Annotated in this window: 9 protein-coding genes; 4 read left to right on the top strand and 5 right to left on the bottom strand. The window is 61.4% G+C overall.

What is annotated here, in order from left to right:
- Positions 1-11 precede the first annotated feature (11 nt).
- The 4 genes from J0X19_RS14665 to J0X19_RS14650 all read left to right on the top strand — a co-directional run bounded on the left by J0X19_RS14665 (position 12) and on the right by J0X19_RS14650 (position 6,120).
- Positions 12-1,631, top strand: a complete 1,620-nt coding sequence (locus J0X19_RS14665) for a RagB/SusD family nutrient uptake outer membrane protein (protein WP_206985125.1) — start codon at positions 12-14, stop codon at positions 1,629-1,631.
- A gap of 154 nt (positions 1,632-1,785) precedes the next feature.
- Positions 1,786-3,897 carry a glycoside hydrolase family 97 protein gene (locus tag J0X19_RS14660; RefSeq protein ID WP_206985124.1) on the top strand — a complete coding sequence of 704 codons (2,112 nt, stop codon included), beginning with the start codon at positions 1,786-1,788 and terminating at the stop codon, positions 3,895-3,897.
- A gap of 45 nt (positions 3,898-3,942) precedes the next feature.
- Positions 3,943-5,352: an alpha-amylase family glycosyl hydrolase gene (locus J0X19_RS14655; protein WP_206985123.1), complete on the top strand. Its 1,410-nt coding sequence runs from the start codon at positions 3,943-3,945 to the stop codon at positions 5,350-5,352.
- 165 nt (positions 5,353-5,517) lie between these two features.
- Positions 5,518-6,120: a DUF4468 domain-containing protein gene (locus J0X19_RS14650; protein ID WP_206985122.1), complete on the top strand. Its 603-nt coding sequence runs from the start codon at positions 5,518-5,520 to the stop codon at positions 6,118-6,120.
- 168 nt (positions 6,121-6,288) lie between these two features.
- On the opposite strand, the gene J0X19_RS14645 is transcribed toward J0X19_RS14650, so the two are convergent.
- The 5 genes from J0X19_RS14645 to J0X19_RS14625 all read right to left on the bottom strand — a co-directional run bounded on the left by J0X19_RS14645 (position 6,289) and on the right by J0X19_RS14625 (position 17,400).
- Entirely contained in the window at positions 6,289-10,041 is a 3,753-nt protein-coding gene (locus tag J0X19_RS14645; RefSeq protein ID WP_206985121.1) for a glycosyl hydrolase, read from the bottom strand.
- 489 nt (positions 10,042-10,530) lie between these two features.
- Positions 10,531-12,567 carry a DUF2264 domain-containing protein gene (locus J0X19_RS14640; protein WP_206985120.1) on the bottom strand — a complete coding sequence of 679 codons (2,037 nt, stop codon included), beginning with the start codon at positions 12,565-12,567 and terminating at the stop codon, positions 10,531-10,533.
- A gap of 265 nt (positions 12,568-12,832) precedes the next feature.
- A complete protein-coding gene (locus J0X19_RS14635) occupies positions 12,833-14,710 on the bottom strand; it encodes a glycoside hydrolase family 35 protein (protein WP_206985119.1) in 1,878 nt (625 codons plus the stop codon).
- Positions 14,711-14,716: 6 nt separating this feature from the next.
- Positions 14,717-15,745 (bottom strand): glycoside hydrolase family 43 protein, encoded by a 1,029-nt coding sequence (locus J0X19_RS14630; protein WP_206985118.1) that lies wholly within the window; start codon positions 15,743-15,745, stop codon positions 14,717-14,719.
- Positions 15,746-15,807: 62 nt separating this feature from the next.
- Positions 15,808-17,400: a RagB/SusD family nutrient uptake outer membrane protein gene (locus J0X19_RS14625; protein WP_206985117.1), complete on the bottom strand. Its 1,593-nt coding sequence runs from the start codon at positions 17,398-17,400 to the stop codon at positions 15,808-15,810.
- Between the last annotated feature and the right edge of the window lie 28 nt (positions 17,401-17,428).

The following is a 17,428-nucleotide window of genomic DNA, read 5'->3' as shown; positions in this document are numbered from 1 at the left end:
GCTTCTTTTCCATGAAATTCCACCCATACCTGCGCCGCGGCGGCCTTGCGTTTGCCTTTGCTGCCTCGTTGCTTACTGCCTGCACAAAGGACCTCGACCGGGAGCCGTTCTACGACCTCAATACCGAGTCGGTGTACCGCGACCCGGCCAACCACATCCAGGTGCTGGCCAAACTCTACGCCGGGTTCAACCTGTCGGGCAACTCGGGCAGCCCCGATGTATTTGCCGGGCAAGGCAAGGACGAAGGCGAAACTTCGTACCTGCGGGCCTACTGGTACTTGCAGGAGCTACCTACCGACGAGGCCGCCGTGGCTTGGAACAATGGCCCGCTGCAAGAGCTGAACACCATCAGCTGGACGTCGAGCAACGACCTGATTAACAACAGCTACACCCGCATTTTCTACGAGGTGGCCGCGTGCAATGAGTTCATCCGGGAAACCTCCGACGACAAGCTCAGCAGCCGGGGTATATCGGGCGCCGATGCCGACAAAGCCCGCCTCTACCGCGCCGAGGCCCGCTTTCTGCGCGCCCTGGCCTACTACCACGCCATCGACCTGTACGGCAACGTGCCCTTCGTGACCGAAGCCGACGCGCCGAGCAAAGACCTGCCCAAGCAAATCAGCCGGGCGGATTTGTTTGCCTACGTGGAGTCGGAGCTGCAAGCCATTGAGCCCCAGCTGACGGCCGCCCGGCAAGGGCCCTACGGCCGCGCCGACCAAGGCGCCTGCTGGACGCTGCTGGCCAAGCTCTACCTCAACGCCCAGGTGTATACCGGCACGGAGCGCTACACCGATTGCCTCACGTACTGCAACAAGATACTGGGCGGCGGCTACCGCTTGGCCCCGGAATACCGACTGCTGTTTTTGGCCGACAACAACGTAACGGCGGCCTCGGAAATCATCTTCCCGATTACCTCCGACGGGCTGGTTTCGCAGGTGTACGGGGGCACCACCTACCTGGTGCACGCCGCCGTGGGAGGCCAGATGCAAACCAGCGACTTTGGCATCAACAGCGGCTGGGCCGGCAACCGCACCCGCAAAAACCTGCCCTTGTTGTTCCCGGCGCCAGTTAACGGGGCCGACCGGCGGGCCATGTTCTTCACGCCGGGCCAGAACCTGGAAATCAATGACCTGACCCTGTTCACTGATGGCTACGGCGTGACGAAGTGGAAAAACAAGAAGTCTACCGGCGGCAACGGCGTAGACCCGCAGCAAATCTTCGTGGACACCGACTTCCCGCTGTTCCGGCTGGCCGACGTGTATTTGATGTACGCCGAAGCCGTGTTGCGCGGCGGCACGGGTGGCAACCAAACCCAGGCCCTGGCTTACGTGAATGCCCTGCGCGACCGGGCCTACGGCAACACCGGCGGTAGCACCGCAGGCCGCATTACCGCCGCCGAACTGACCGCGCCCAACTTCCTCCTCGACGAGCGGGCCCGGGAGCTGTACTGGGAAGCCTCGCGCCGCACCGATTTGGTGCGCTTCGGGCGGTTCGCCAGCGCCAGCTACCTGTGGCCCTGGAAAGGCGGAGTCCGAAACGGCCAAGGCGTCGACGCCAAGTTCAACCTCTATCCGCTGCCCTCCACCGACATCGTGGCCAACCCCACACTGACGCAAAACTCTGGCTACTAGCATGTTCGGGGGCGACCCCAAAGAACATACACGGTTCAGGACTTAGTGCCTGGTGCTCAGGGTGGGGACCCCAAGCCCGGCGCCCGGCGCCAGCTTGTCGAGTGATGCCAGGCACTAAGTCCTGAACCTAAGACTACGTTTGACACACACCTTCATGAGAAAATTTTTGCTGGCGGGGCTCCTGCTGATAACTGCCTACCAGGTTGAAGCCCAAACCACCTCACCCCTCACGGCCCGCCTTGATAAAGTTAGCTTGACGTTTGCGGTGGGCGCTGATGGCCACCCCACGTACGCCGTTTCCTTCGGGTCGAAAACGGTTATCAAGCCTTCCCGCCTGGGGCTGAGCTTTGCCGATGGCAGGGGCTTCGACGGCCCGCTGGTGCTTACCGGCAGCGAAACCAAGAGCGTGGACGAAACCTGGCAGCCGGTGTGGGGCGAGGTGAAAACCATCCGCAACCACTACCAGCAGCTCACGGTGCACCTGCGCCAGCCCGACGCCAACGGCCGCCGCCTCGACGTGGTGTTTCGGGTGTTTGCTGATGGGGTGGGCTTCCGCTACGAGTTTCCGCGCCAGGCCGGCCTGCAATACTTCACGGTGCAGGACGAGCACACCGAGTTCAACCTGCCCGCCAACCACAAATCCTTCTGGATTCCGGGCGACTACGATTCCAACGAGTACGCCTACACTACCAGCCGGCTGAGCGAGGTGAACACCACGCCCATCAAGGCCATCGAGCTGAAGGCCCCCGCCAACCGCATCCAAACGCCGCTCATGCTGAAGTCGGATGATGGGCTGTACATCAACATTCACGAGGCGGCGCTGGTCAACTACCCGGCCATGATGCTGAACGTGGATACCCAGACCTTCTGCCTCAGCAGCCAGCTCGTGCCCGACGGTACCGGCACGGGCGCCAAGGCCTACCTGCAAGCGCCCGAACACACGCCCTGGCGCACCATAGTAGTGAGCGACAAAGCACCCGATATGCTGGCTAGCAAGCTGATTCTGAACCTCAACGAGCCCAGCAAGCTCCCCGATACCAACTGGATCAAGCCCCAGAAATTTGTGGGCGTGTGGTGGGAAATGCAGGTGGGCAAAAGCAGCTGGAACTACTCCGACAGCAGCAACATCCGGCTGGCCGGCACCGACTGGAGCAAACTCAAGCCCAACGGCCGCCACGGCGCCACCACCGCCAACGTGAAGCGCTACATCGACTTTGCCGCCGCGCACCACATCCCCGGCGTACTGGTGGAAGGTTGGAACGTGGGCTGGGAAGACTGGGTAGGCAACTGGAAGGAAGACGTGTTCGACTTCGTGACGCCGTACCCCGATTTCGACGTGCAGGAGTTGCAGCGCTACGCCGCCAGCAAGGGCGTCAACATCATCATGCACCACGAAACTTCGGGCTCGGCTACCAACTATGAGCGCCGCCAAGATGCTGCCTACCGCTTCATGAACGAGCACGGCTACATCTCCGTGAAAACCGGCTATGTGGGCCGCATCATCCCGCGCGGTGAGCACCACGACGGCCAGTGGATGGTGAACCACTACGTGCGCACCGCCCAGAACACCGCCGACCACCGCATTATGGTGGACATGCACGAGGCCGTGCGCCCCACCGGCTTGCACCGCACCTACCCCAACTGGCTGGCCTGCGAGTCGGCGCGGGGCAACGAGTTCAACGCCTTTGCCGAAGGCAGCGCCCCCGAGCACGAAACCATCCTGCCTTTCACCCGCTACATGGGCGGCCCCATGGACTACACGCCCGGCATTTTCAAGCTGCAAGGCTACGCCGCCGCTGACCCCAAGCGTCAGATGCATAGCACCCTAGCCAAGCAACTGGCCTTGTACGTGACCTTATACTCGCCTCTGCAAATGGCCGCCGACCTACCCGAAAACTACGAGCAGCACCTCGATGCCTTCCAGTTCATTGAAGATGTGCCCGTGGACTGGGACGACACCCGCATTCTGGCCGCCGAGCCCGGCGACTATATCACCACCGTGCGCAAAGCCAAGGGCCGTGACGAGTGGTACCTGGGCAGCATCACCGACGAGCAAGCCCGCAAACAGCCTGTGAAGCTGGATTTCCTAACGCCCGGCCAGCGCTACGAAGCCATTATCTACGCCGATGGCAAAGGTGCCGACTGGCAGACAAACCCCGCGGCCTACCGCATTTCCCGGCAGGTGGTTACCAGCCGGTCGTCGCTGAGCTTGCAGCTGGCACCCGGCGGCGGCGCGGCGGTGAGCTTCAAACCCGTTGCAAAATAAAGTCAGGCTTTAACGCTGCATTTCACTCCCCTTATCCTTCCCACCATGTCTGTTCGAAGCAACCTCTTCCAAATCAGCACTGCCCTCCTGCTCACCGTTAGCCTGGTAGCCAGCTGCAAGCCCGACGTACCCCAGCCCCCCACCCCAACGCCGACCAACCCCACTACGCCCACGCCGCCGCAGTACGGCACGCCCTTCGCGGGGGTGCCCAACCGCGAGAATGCCGTGATGTACCAGGTGAACATGCGTGCCTTCAGCCAGGCCGGCAACTTTGCGGGCGTCACGGCTCGGCTCGATTCCATTAAGGCCATTGGCGTGAACGTGCTGTATCTGATGCCCATTTACCCCATCGGCACCGACAGCAAATCGGTGAATTCGCCGTACGCCGTGAAGGATTACCGGGCGGTGAACCCGGAGTTTGGTACCCTCACCGATTTGCGGACCTTGGTGGACGCCGCTCACGCCCGCGGCCTGACCGTGCTGCTCGACTGGGTGGCCAACCACACCAGCTGGGACCATCCCTGGATAACCGCTCACGCCGACTGGTACCAGAAAAACGCGGCCGGTGCCATTGCGTCGCCGTCCAACAACGGCACCACCTACAACGACGTGGCCCAGCTCAACTTCAACAGCGCGCCCATGCGGCTGGAAATGATTTCGGCTTTGAAGTCGTGGGTGTACACCGCCAACGTGGACGGGTTCCGGTTCGACTACGCCGACTTTCAGCCTAACGACTTCTGGAAGCAAGCCACCGACACCCTGCGCAACATCAAAACCCACAAGCTGCTGCTCATGGCCGAAGGCACCCGCAGCACCAACTTCGCCTCGGGCTTCGACTACAACTTCGGCTTCAACTTCTACGGCGGCATCTACAACGTGTACCGCAACGGCCAGCCCGCCACCGTGTTCGACAACCTCAACACCAGCGAATACGTGGGCGCCACGGGTACCCAGCAAGTGGTGCGCTACATCACCAACCACGACGTAAATGGCTCCGACGGCACGCCAGTTGGCTTGTTTGGGGGCAATGCGGGTGCCATGTCGGCCTTCGTTATTGCGTCTTGCTACCGGGGTATTCCCATGATTTACAACGGCCAGGAAGTGGGCATGACCACGCCTATCACCTTCCCCTTCACCTCGGTGAAAGTGAACTGGAACGGCAACCGAGCCATCACCCTCGCTTATAAGCAGTTGCTCGCGGCCCGCGCCGCCAGTCCTGCGTTGCGCAGTGGTACGCCCACGGCTTACAGCTCAACCAACGTGTGCGCCTTCACCAAAACCGCCGGCCCCGACCAGGCTTTCGTGCTGGTGAACGTCCGCAACTCCGCTACCACCTACCCCGTGCCCGCCGCCCTGGCCGGCACCACCTGGACCAACGTGCTGCAAGGCGGCACCGTTACGCTGGGCAGCCAGGTGGCATTGCCGGCCTACGGGTATCTGGTGCTGAAAAAGTAGGGAGCAATACAGGAATCAGCGGGGAAGTACACGCAAAGGTGCCAGGTGTACAATTCCAAACGGCAAGGCCTTGTCACTCGCAATAGAGCGTATGCTTTCTGCACTTATTGAAGGATAATCAGATAGGATATACTTTTTCGTTTGTGATTTGTAGATTTGGGGTCTATGAAAACCCTCTTTCTTTCTCTCTGCTTGATGGGCGGTGGTTTGGTTCAGGCGCAGCAGGTTGCCACCCCAAGCGCATTGGCCGCGGCCAGCACTAGCAAACAAGTCACCAAAGAAGGCGTCGTGCAGGTGCCGGGCGTATCGCGCGCGGCGTTGCAGGACCGGGCCAAAGCGTGGTTTGCCGACCGGTTTATTGATGCCGGCAACCCGCTCATGCTCACCAACACCGACAACGGCTCCTTAATCGGCAAGGGCTCGACCCGCGTGAAGTGGGGCCCCGCCGACATGAGCCGCAGCCACCGGGTGTGGTTTATGCTGACGCTGGAAGCCCAGGACGGCCGCTACCGGTACCGGCTCCACGACCTGCCCAACCAGCGGGATACCACCACAACCCAGGTTGCGGTTGTTGAGCCGCAAGAAGCTCCAGCCCCAGCTACTGCCGCGCCGGCAGCCCGCCCGCCAGTAGCCAGCGCGGCCCGTAAAGGCAAAGCGCAGCCCGCCAAACCAGTTAAGCCGTATGATGCCGCCGTGCAGGAGCAGCTGGCGGAAATCGTGAAGTCGTTGACCGACGCCCTGACCACTACCACCGCTCAGGACTGGTAACACTGCCCCGGCAGCAGACACGCAATTCATTTTTACATCTTCCTGAAAACGCAACGAGCTGGCCGGTAATGTACCGGCCAGCTCGTTGCGTTTTCAGTTGCCAGTTGTGGGTTACCGGTTGCCAGTTCAGAACGGCACTGGCAACTGGCAACTCACAACCCGCAACTATTACTTCAACAGGACCAGCCGTTGGGTTTGCGTTTTGCCGGCGAGCAGCAAGCGGCAGGTATACACGCCCGCGGGCAGTGCGTGGCCGTCGAGGGTGAAGCGGTAGTGCTGCTGGGCCTGCACCGGACCGGCGTACAGCGTGGCTACCACCTTGCCCAAGGCGTTGTATACTAGCACCTGAGCCGGACCAGCCTGCTCTGCCTCGAAGCTGAGCGTAGCCTGCTCCCGCGCTGGGTTTGGGTACACCTGCAACGCATGCCGCTCAGTGGCAGCCGGGCGGCTGGCCAGGGGCCGGGCCGGGGTGGTACACGTAGCATCGGCCCGCACAAGCACCGTTACCGTCTGCCTGGACACGTTGCCGGCGTTGTCGGTTACGGTGAGGGTTACGTCGTTGGCTCCCACATTGGCGCAGGTAAAGGTGCTGGGGCTGATGCTCATGGAAGCCACGCCGCAGTTGTCGGTGCTGCCGTAGTCCACGTCGGCGGCTACTAGCGTGCGGGTGCCGTTTTGCAGCGTGACAGCCAAGCCGGCCGCTTTCACAACGGGGGCCATCTTGTCGGTTATCATCACCGTTACGGTTTCGGTGGCGGTGTTGCCGGCCTTATCCGTTACGGTGAGGGTCACGTTGTTAGCCCCCATATTGGCACAGGTGAAGCGGGTTTTGTTGAGCGTTATCGAGGTCACGCCCGTGCCGCCGTCGGTGCTGCCGTAGTCGATGTCGGCGGCTTCCAATGTGCGGGTGCCGTTTTCGTCCAGCTCCGCTTCCAGGCCGGCAGCCAGCACGTTGGGCGCCGTGGTATCCACTACGGTGAGCAGCTGCGTTACGGCCGCGGCGGGCAGGTAGGCGGTGGCTCCTTCCTGCGCGGCTGTGATGGTGGTAGTTCCCACGCCTACCATCCGAATCTGGCCGCCTACAATTTTGGCTACCGTGGTATCGGAGCTGGTGTAGCGGATGGGCAGGTTGGAGCTGGCCGTAGCCCCCGCCTCGAAATCGGCTGTGCCTAACTCCTTGGCCGGCATGGCATTGAACGTAATAGTTTGGGGTACACGGGCTACCAGCGTATCCTGGGTGCCGGGCGCGAAGGATACGCCGCGGTAAGCGTAGGTGCCAGTGGTAGTGGCCGCGTTGAGCAGGGTAGTTTGGGTGGCGGCCAGCGGACTAGTGTAGCCGGCTGCATCCGTGAACTTAGCCAGCGACGTGTACGTGACGGCAAAGAGCGTGGGCACGCCTTTCACCAACGAGCCAGTCAGGTCGCGCACGGTATTGTCGGTGAGGGAGCTGATGACGAAACTGCCACGGGAGGTCCAGGTGGTACCGTTGAACGAGTACTTGTTGAGTACCGGCGCCGAAATTTCATCAATGTAGTACAGCAAATCGGGGCCGGGCACGGTGGGGTCCATGTCGAAGAGCACCATGCCGCTGGGCTGGCTGGTGGCCGTAGGCAGTGGCACCCCTGGCAGTGCGGCCGGCGCCGTGGCCGTGGTAGGCATGCCGGCCAGCTTCATCACCTTTGCGCTGGTCGTAGTCGAGGAGCTGAAATACAGGTCGTTGTCGAAAGTGGTTAGCTTTTTGGGGCTGATGGTTTTGAAGATTTCCGTGGAAGTACGGGCCGTAGCGCTGGCTACTGCCGGCCGAATGGGCTGGTAACGCAGCCCCAGGTTGTTGGCGCCGTAGGCAATGTAGGCGCCGGTAGTGGTTACGAGGGCACTACGCAACGGCTGCCCTCCCCCATCAGAAAACGCCGTGTGGGTGTCTACGTTGCCCTGGGCATCCAGTACCGCCACCACCCGGGCGGCCGTCGAGCCGTTGGGGTTGGTGTTGCCGACGCCGAGGTTGAAGCCGGCCAGCGCAATCTTGCTCCGGTCAGGCGACACGCCAATCGGCCCGTCGCCGTTGCCGGTTCTCAGGGAGCCCACAATACCGAAGTTGGCGCCCCGGCCCGCCGTGGGCAGCGGAATGCTGCGTACCAAGGTGCCGCTGGTGGTGTACTCGTCCAGGAAAATAGGCAGCGTACCGCTCTGGCTGGTGGTGGTGCTGCCGTAGCGTACCACGGCCAGGTTGCCCGGCCCGAATGGCACGGCCGGCGGCGGCGTAGGAATCCGCAGGTTCGGGTTGTAGGCCATCGGCGACACTTTGTCGCGGTACACTACGCCGGCGGGAGTCAGGGAAATAGGATTCGTGTTGTAAAACATCTGGCGCGTATCCTGCACCCACTCATATAAGGAGTAACGCTCCACGAAGCTGGTGGTGTCGAGCATGGTCAGGAACTGCTGAATCTTGAGGGCCTGCTCGGCGTAGGTGGGTTTGGGGCAGCTGGTAGAGGTGGTCCAGTTGGCGCCGTTGTTCCACTCGGTAATCCAGATGGGCCGGCCGGTTCGGTCGTGGATGGCTTTCAGGAAATCGTAGTACTGGCGGGCCGAGTTGCAGCCCCGGTAGAAGTGCACCGCCACAAAGTCCACGCGGTAGCCCGCCGAATCGGCCTTATCCATGAACTGGTACAGCCAGCCCGTGCCGCCGTCGGTGGGGGCCGGGGAGCCCAGGCGCAGGCCGGTTTGCATGAGGTTAGGCCACTCGGCCAGGGCCTGCTTCACAGTCATGTTGGCCTGGTCGGCGCCGTTGGGCTCGTTGAAGCCCAGGTAGTGGGTCACGTTGCGTTTGGCGCTGGTACCCGAGTACGAAGGCCACCACTGCGTCTGCCGAATCGGTACGTATTCCTGGTCGAGCGTGGAGTTGCCGTTGTTGTTCCAGTTGTAGTTCCAGGAGCAGCGCAGCGTATCAGCAAGGTTGTAGCCGTTGGTCCAGCCTTTCTTGTGCACCCAGCGCCAGGGCAGCACCCGCACAAAGGATATTTTTCCTTGCAGGGTAGCGGGCAACTGGTTGATTTCCACGTCCTCGTTGTCGGCAATGTACACCTTGCTGGCGCCGGTACCGTTGTCATTTTCAGCAAACGTAACCATGTAGCCTTTCTTTAGTCGGAACGAGGCAATGGCGTTGTTGAGCTGGCCCAGCTCAGTGGTCTTATAAAAGGTGTACAAGCCCAGACTCTGCGAACTACCACCAAAATTGCCGGCCGTGAAGGCCGTAAGCGGCTGGTAGGTGGCGGGCTGGCTGATGAGTACGCAGCCTTGCAGGTACTGCACCAGCCGCACGGTGGTATCGGGCTGGGCCCGCTGCCCGTTCACCAAGATGTGTGGCAGGTAGCGCTTACTGAACACCGACGGCCGGATGCCCTCGAAATACAGCCACACGTCTTCAGACTGTAGGTTCAGCACACTGCCCGCCAGGGGTTCTACCGAGGCGCTAACGTGGTATTCCGAGTTGCCGCTGATGTTGAGAATCTGGTTGTTGAGGCTGGTTACGGTGCTGGTTGCGCCCGAAACGGTGGTTACGGGCAAGACGGCGCCCAACTCCAGGTCGTAGGTGGTAACGTCGCCGCCGGCCGAGCGCACTTCCAGCGCCATATCGGTAGTTAGCAGGGCTTGCTTGGCGGCTACTTGCCCACCGCTGGTCAGCACCCGAAACGTGGCGCCCGCCGCTACCCGCGTGGCCGAAGTCAGCTGCACCACGCGCCCGTTGGCAGGCAGATTGGTTACCTGTAAGTTGGCCTGATCAACGGTGCCCAGCCAGGCCGCCGTGAGGTCGGAGCCGGACTGCGCAAACCCGGCGCTGGCCGACAGCCAGCCCAGCAGAAAAAGCAGGGCAGTAAATGGTGGGCGCTTGGGGGCCCATCGAGAGGTAAAGTTGGTCATCATATGTGGGGATTTGGGGAGGAAAGCAGAACCAGAAGCTACTACCGGCGCCTGCTTGTGCAGTGGCCGCCCGACGTAACTACTCGTAATAGTACCCACCTCCCTCCGCGCCGGCGGGGGCTATTTCACGCAAAAGCCAGGGGTATATTCGGCTACTAAGCTTAGCTGAAAATGGCCTCTATTGTCGTTCTAGCGGGGCGCCTCACATGTGGCGTAAAACACAAAAGCCCGTGGCGCCGCCAGGAAAAATGTCTTCCTGATGGCGCCACGGGCTGGTTTGGCAACTACTTAAAACTACGAACGTGCGGTGCCAACTACTGGCCGGCAAGGTTCCCACTCCTCTCCGACCGTCACTCCCGAAGAAGCGCAGCACTTCCTTTTTCACCTAATCTGGCACCGTTTCGCCTCCCATTTCAACAGGCGAACAATCCAGATTTAAATACTGCGGCCGGCACCGCACGTTGCGTAGTTTAGTATATGGGTAGCAGGTAGCTACTTGAATTTCACAGTCTTTTTGTCGCCGTTGGCCATTTCCACCAGCACGCCGGCGGCAGCAGGGGTCAGCTTTTTCACCGGTAGCAGCTCCTTGGTGCTCCAGCTGGCCCCCGACTTCTTCCAGAGCATAAGCGTAGCATACAGCGTGGGTTGGTTGGGGGCCAGGTTGCCCGACACGTTAAGTACAGTGCTGCCAGGCTTCACGGGATGTAGGCCGTTGGTATCCAGGGTTTCCAGGTTTTGCCAGCCGCTGAGCGAAACCAAGGCCAGCTGGTAGGTACCGTTGTCGATGATGCGGACTTCGTGGCCTTTCACTTTGCGGGTGCTGCGCTTGATGGTGCCGGTCAGGTTGGGCAGCGCGTAGTGGCCCAGGCGCACGGCGGCGGCTTCGGTGCTGGTGTTTTGGTCGAGGCGCAGGATGCCGTTGGGCAAGGGCATATCGGCCAGGTGCAGGCTGATGTTCTTGTTACTTTCCAGCACCGCGTTGCGGTAGTACACGCCATCCTCGAACCCTTCGAAGGTGTAGAGGCGCAGCGGCTCCCACTGGTTTTCCTTGTTTTTGAACACGTAGTTCATGGCCACCTCGCCGTTGGGGCCGTCGGCTTGCCACGGGAAGGCGCTGTTGTAGCTGAGGCGGTTGTAATTTTCGTCGTGGCGGTATGGGTCGCTGAAGGGCTGGTGGGGGGCAGTGCGCAGTTCGGCCGCGCCCGTGTTGGGGTAGTTGGTTACCAGCAGGTTAGGGCCGGTTTCCAACTTGTTGAACACCGTACCCGGCGCCAGCTCCTTCGCCCAGGGGCCTTCGTTTTCGGGGGCAGTCCAGAAGGGGCTGTCGGCCGGGGTCAGCAGCCCCAGAAACGCCTTGCCCATCCAGTACACGCTGCCCCGGCAGCTATACGGCTGCACGGCCGGCTCGAAGGAGCCGTAGAACCCCAGCGTGGGCACGTTGTCTTCCAGGAAATCAGGGTTTTCCAGGAATTGCAGCATGGCCCCCGAGGCAATGCGCCGCATCCAGCCGAAGTTGGTAGCTGCGTCGGGCTGCAACCCCATCAGCGGGAAGGGTACCACCGCCGCAAAGCGGTAGGTGATGCTGCGGCCCCACATAATCATCTGGCCATCACGCCCAAACATACGGGGATACCCGTCGGCAAGCGGCGCGAAATTGGCAGTGAGCTGCTGGGCTATCTGCGGGTAGTGCTGCCGGCCGTAGTACTCGCTCCACAACCGGCCGTACATCTGAAACGCCCACATGCTGTAGTAGTCGAACGAGGGCGCATCATCATACCAGCCCGCGCCGCGGTAGTGCGTGAGCTGTTTTTGCAGGTACTCTTCCAACAGCTTCTCATTGACCGGGTAGCCCTGGCTTTCAAAGAAACTGAGGATGAAGATGTTGAAGTAGCGCCAGTTCTGGGGCACTGTGGGGCCGTCGCCGTAGCTGAGCATGGTGGCTACCAATGCATCTTTGGTGGCCTTTGGCAGCGGATTCCACAGGATTTCGGGGGCCGCAAACAGGGCCACGGCCAGCCCGCCAAACTCCACCAGGTTCTGGCTGGGGCCGCCATTGGCCGCGCGGGGCTTGATGTAGGTTGGGCTGGCTGGGTTCACCAGTTCAGTGAGTTGATGCCGGTAATAGTCGGCCACTTTCACGTTGTTCAGCGCCAGCGCGGGGTTTTCCTTGAGCAGCGGTGCGGCCATAAACAGCGTGCGACACAAGCCTTCCAGCTTTTCGGTGGGCACCTGGCCGGGGTTGCGGGGGTAGCTTTTGCCGGGCTCCTTCGGGAACTGCATGGGGTCGTCGAGGGTCCGGACGTAGCTGAACGCACCCGCCAGCAGATACCGGGCCGCCTCCTGCCAGTGTTTGCGCGTCATGCCGGTGAATGGGCTCAGCGTTTTGTCGGGCTGGGTGACTACGAACGGAGGCAGCTTGGTAGTGGCCGGTGCCACGTTGGTGTCGAAGAAAGCAGGAGCGGTGGATTGCGCCTGCGCGCTACCAGCCAGCAGTACACTCAGCAGAAAAGCACCACCAAGATTACGCATGCCGAAGCGCCCGTGCCGAGCACCTGAGCGGGCAGGTCTGGGTGAAACAGAACAAAGCAAGATGGGAATTGGCACGGGTGGAAAACAGGTAAATCGGGAAGGTGGCGTGTTGTCTGAGAAGCTATTTGCGGAATCTGAAGCTGTGCATCAGGGGGGGAGAAACGCACACTCGCGTCTCGTTGGGCGCGCCGTTCAACTGATTCCGTTCAACGACGAGACGCACGTATGCGTCTCTACCCCGTTCTGACTGCGTCTGAGTTAACTTCTAGTTGGTGCGGCGGGCTTCGCCATCAGCTTTCACTACATCAAGAATGGGTTTTTCCAGGCCTACCAGCTTGTCTTGCTGGGGCTTCAACATTTCCAGCACCACCACTTCGTTGGCGCCTTTTTTCAGCCATTCGGCGGGCACGTACAGGGTTTGCTGAGGCCCCACTTCCCAGTAGCGGCCCAGGTGGTGGCCGTTCAGCCACACGCACCCCTTACCCCACTGGCTCATATCGAAGTACGTATCAGCAGGGGTGGCTACGGTGAAGGAGCCACGCCGCAGCACCGGGCCGTTGGCGGCGGCGGCTTTGCCGGCGGGCGCCTTGCCTACTTTGCTGATGTCGTTGAAGGGCAGGCGGAAGTGCTGCCAGTTCTTCACCTCAGTGCCCGCGAAGCTCACCTGCTCGGTGATGCCCTTGCGGTTTTGGTTCAGGAACGGCCCGAAGTTCAGGCGGCCCAGGTTTTCCACCAGAATATCGAGCGTGACAGTGCCCTTGGGCAGCGTGATTTCCGTTTGGTCCTGCTCCAGGCGGCGGTCCAGGGTGGCTACGCGCTGGCCGTTTACCAGCACCACGGCGTAGTCGCGCAGGTCTTTGAGCTGGAGCGTGCCGGTGCGGCCACCCGCTAGCGTGGTGCGGTAGAGCACGAAACCGTAGTCCTGGTTCAGGTCTTCAAACGTTTGGGGCGCAGCACTCACCACCGGCTTCGGCAACACGCTCAATAAATTGGTGGCGCTGCTCAGGGTAATTACCGGCGTGCGCATAGTGGGCTTGGCCGCAGGCACGGCGGGTAGCTTGGTACCGGCGGGCAGGTATTTCTCAATGGCCCCGCGGAACGCCATAAACTTCGGCGTGGCGTTGCCGGCCTCATCCAGCGGGGCATCGTAGTCGTAGCTGCTGGTTTGGGGTTCGTAGCGGGTGCCGGGGCCTTTGTAGTTGGCGCCGTTCATGAAGCCCCGGGTGGTGCCACCATGAAACATATACATGTTGATGGAAATACCGGCCCGCAGCACCGAATCGAGGCGGGGCGTGTACTTGGAAGCGGGTACCGTGTGGTGCGGCGTGCCCCACCAGTCGAACCAGGCGGGGTACCATTCGGCAATGTAGTAGGGGCCTTTGCCTTCGTGGTAGGTGCGCACCAGCTGCTTCACTTTGCGCGGGTCGTCCCAGCCATTTACGGCCGGCAGCAAGCCCGGCAGGTGGCCTTCCTTCACTTTCTCGCCGGGGTCACAGGTGTAGAGCAACCCATCGAAGCCGGCATCCACAAACATCTGGCGGTTGAGGGCCAAATAGTCTTTGTCGCTGGCATAGAAGCCGTACTCGTTTTCCACCTGCACCATCAGCACCGGCCCGCCGTGGTTGACTTGCAGCGGCGCCAGCTGCTGGGCCACGGCCTTCAAATAGCGGCCATACGCGGCCAAATACTTGGGGTCTTTGCTGCGGACTACCAGGTTCTTATCCTTCTGCAACCAGTACGGGTAGCCGCCAAATTCCCACTCGGCGCACACATACGGGCTGGGCCGCAGCACCACCCATAAGCCTTCCTCCTGGGCAATTTTCACGAAGGCGGCAATGTCGTTGTTGCCTGAGAAGTCGTACTTGCCCTGCTCGGGCTCGTGCACGTTCCAGAACACGTAGGTGCCGATGGTGTTCAGGCCCATGGCCTTGGCCATTTTCATGCGGTGCCGCCACGCCTCGCGCGGAATGCGCGGGTAGTGCAGCTCGCCGGAAATCATCTGAAACGGCTTGCCATCGAGCAGGAAATTCTCGTCGCCGAGGGCGAAGGTGTGCTTGGCGGCCGCGGCCTTGGTTTGGGCTTGCGTAGCCGGGGTCAGCCCCAGCCCAGCGAGTAGCAGAGCGCCTACAACGTGCTTATACATAACGAGCTATAGCTGTTTATTGGATGCCTTATTGAAAAAACTCAGGTCCCACTGGTCCAACCAATCAATAGTGGGCTGGCCGGCTTTGAACTGCACCGGCAGCCACAAATAGCGGCTATCCTTCAGGTCTTTGGGGTTCCACTTGTCGGCCATGAAGATAAAGGCATCCTTCTTGCCCGGCACCGGCAGCACGTAGGTTGACTGCCCGCCGTAAGTGAGCTTGGCGTTCGGGCCGGTCATGGGGTCACCGAGTAAGGTCCAGGGTCCGAACGGTTTATCGGCCACGTGCAGGGTGGCTTGGTTGGGCGCCCAGCCGGTGCAGCCGCTGGTGATGAGGTAGTATTTGCCGCCGGTTTTAAACAGCGCTGGGGCCTCGCGGTGGTTGGCAAACAGCAACGAGTCCTGGGTGGTAGCCGTCAGGTAGTCGGGCGAAAGGCGGGCCAGGCGCAAATCGTAGTTTTCCCGCGACGAGTAGATGTGGTAGGCCGCGCCGTCGTCGTCCACGTACAGGCCCATGTCGCGCGACATGTTGCCGTTGGGCCGGAAGCTACTCACGTATTGGAAGGGGCCGGTGGGCTTGTCGGACACGGCCACGCCGGCCCGGGCGGCACTGTAGCCTTTGCCCTTCAGCTCCAGGTGAAACCACATCACGTACTTGCCGGTCTTCTTGTTGTAGACGACCTTGGGGCGTTCCATCAGGCAGCCGGCCGCAATATCGTGTTGCGGGTCGGGGGAGGGCGTGAGGGCCACGCCTTCGTACTTCCAGTTGTAGAGGTCCTTCGACGAGTACACGGTTACGCCTTCCTCTTCGTGCTGGGCGCGCTTTTCACCGTACCAATAATACGTCTTGCCCACCAGCAGCACCCCGCCGCCGTGCGCGTTGATGACGTTGCCTTCGGTGTCGTACCAGAGCTGGCCGGGCCGGAAGCCCGCCGCCGTTGTTGCAGCAACCGACGACGGGCCTTGCGCCATGGCAACTGGGGCACTCACCACCCCCAGGCATAGCCCAAGCAGGGCCGGAAATACGTATTTCATAGAAACTCGAAGGATAAATAGCCGCCTGCTACCAGTTAGGTAGCAGGCCGCCAAATACATGCTTAGTAGCCGGGGTTTTGCTCCAGACGGCCCTGCGTGTTCAGGTCAATTTCTGCCTGCGGAATGGGCAGCAGCAGGTTTTTGGTGGTCAGGCCGGTCACGAAGGTGGGGTTGAGGCGCGTCACCCGGTCGATGAGGGTGCCGGTGCGCAACAGCGTGAGGCGGCGCTGCTCTTCCCCAATCAGCTCCCGGGCGCGCTCATCCAGAATGAAATCAAGGGTGATGTCGGCGGCGGTAACCAGCGGCGCCTGGGCGCGGGTGCGCAGCACGTTGATGCTGGTAGCGGCGCCGGCCGTATTGCCTTGCTTGAACTGGGCTTCAGCCAGCAGCAGGTAAGTTTCGCCGAGGCGCATCATGGTCAGGTCCTTGATGGTACCGAAACCGAACACGTCGTTGGGGTTGAACTGGTTCCACTTGGTGGTGTGGGGCGCAATCCGCAGGGTATCGGAGCCGGTGACTACCACGCGGCGGCCGTAGTTGGCCGAGGCCGGATTGTTGTAGTAGAAACGGCGCCGGATGTTGTACCTGGAGTTCCGCATGTCGTTGGGCAGGTTGCGGTACAGGCGGTAAATCACCCAGTCGCTAAGCCGCAAACGGCCGACGCCCCGGCCCCCGAGCGAGTCGGCCACCAGCATGCCGTTGATGTTGTAGTAGCCCGGCACCCACACCCGGCGCTGCTGCGCCGAGGTTTCGCCGCCGGGCACCAGGAGCTGCTGTTCAATGCCCCAGATCAGCTCGGTGTTGCCCTGGCTGCGGCGCTGGTTGCCCACCACAAACATGTCGGAGTAATAGTCGCCGGGCTGCGAGGATTTCACGCCGTAGCGGGCCGTAATCAAGCGGTACTGGTTGCCGCTGATTACGTTCTGGAGCTGGGTTTGGGCCAGCGCGGGCTGGTTGGTGCGTAGGTACACCTCCCCAAGCAGCTGTTGCGCCGCCCCCCGGTTGATGCGCGACTGCTGGCTAACGGCCCGGGAACTTACCTGGGGCAGGTTGGCTACGGCAGTAGTCAGATCACTAATGATCAGCGCATTTACCTGCTCCAGCGAAGCCCGCGTGAAGTCGATGCGCGGACTGGTAACGGGCGTTTCCACCAGCGGCACCCCGCCGTAGAGCGTAGCCAGCAGGTTGTAAGCGTAGGCCCGGAAAAAGCGGGCCTCGGCACTGATACGGTCTTTGTAGCCTTGGCGCAGCGCGGGGCTGGCCGTGGTAGTAGTGCCCGCAATAATCTGGTTGGCATTGTTGATGGTGCGGTAGGCCCAGCTCCAGTAATAGGCGGCCCCGCCATCCTGCGAGTTCATGAGGGTGTAGTTGTAGTACGGTACCTCGATGCCCTCAATGGCCGAGAGCACCGGAATGGCGGCATCGGTGCCTACCTGCATGGTGCTGAGCAGGCCCTGCCGGTCGCTGGCCGTGTACTGCTCGCGCACTACGGATTGCAACCCCACCATAGCCGCCTCAAACCCCAGCGAGTCAACCAGCGTGGTAGACGGCGTGTAGAGCGACTTGGGGTCTTCGTCGAGGTAGTCTTTGGCGCAGGAACTAAGCAGCTGGGCGGCACCAAGCAGGCCCAGCATATAAAGAGAAAAACGTTTCATGTGGAATGCGTGTGGGCGTGGGAAGTAA

The sequence above is a fragment of the Hymenobacter telluris genome (assembly GCF_017313265.1).
GTDB classification, from domain to species: domain Bacteria; phylum Bacteroidota; class Bacteroidia; order Cytophagales; family Hymenobacteraceae; genus Hymenobacter; species Hymenobacter telluris.
This window is presented reverse-complemented; position numbering and strand designations above follow the sequence as displayed.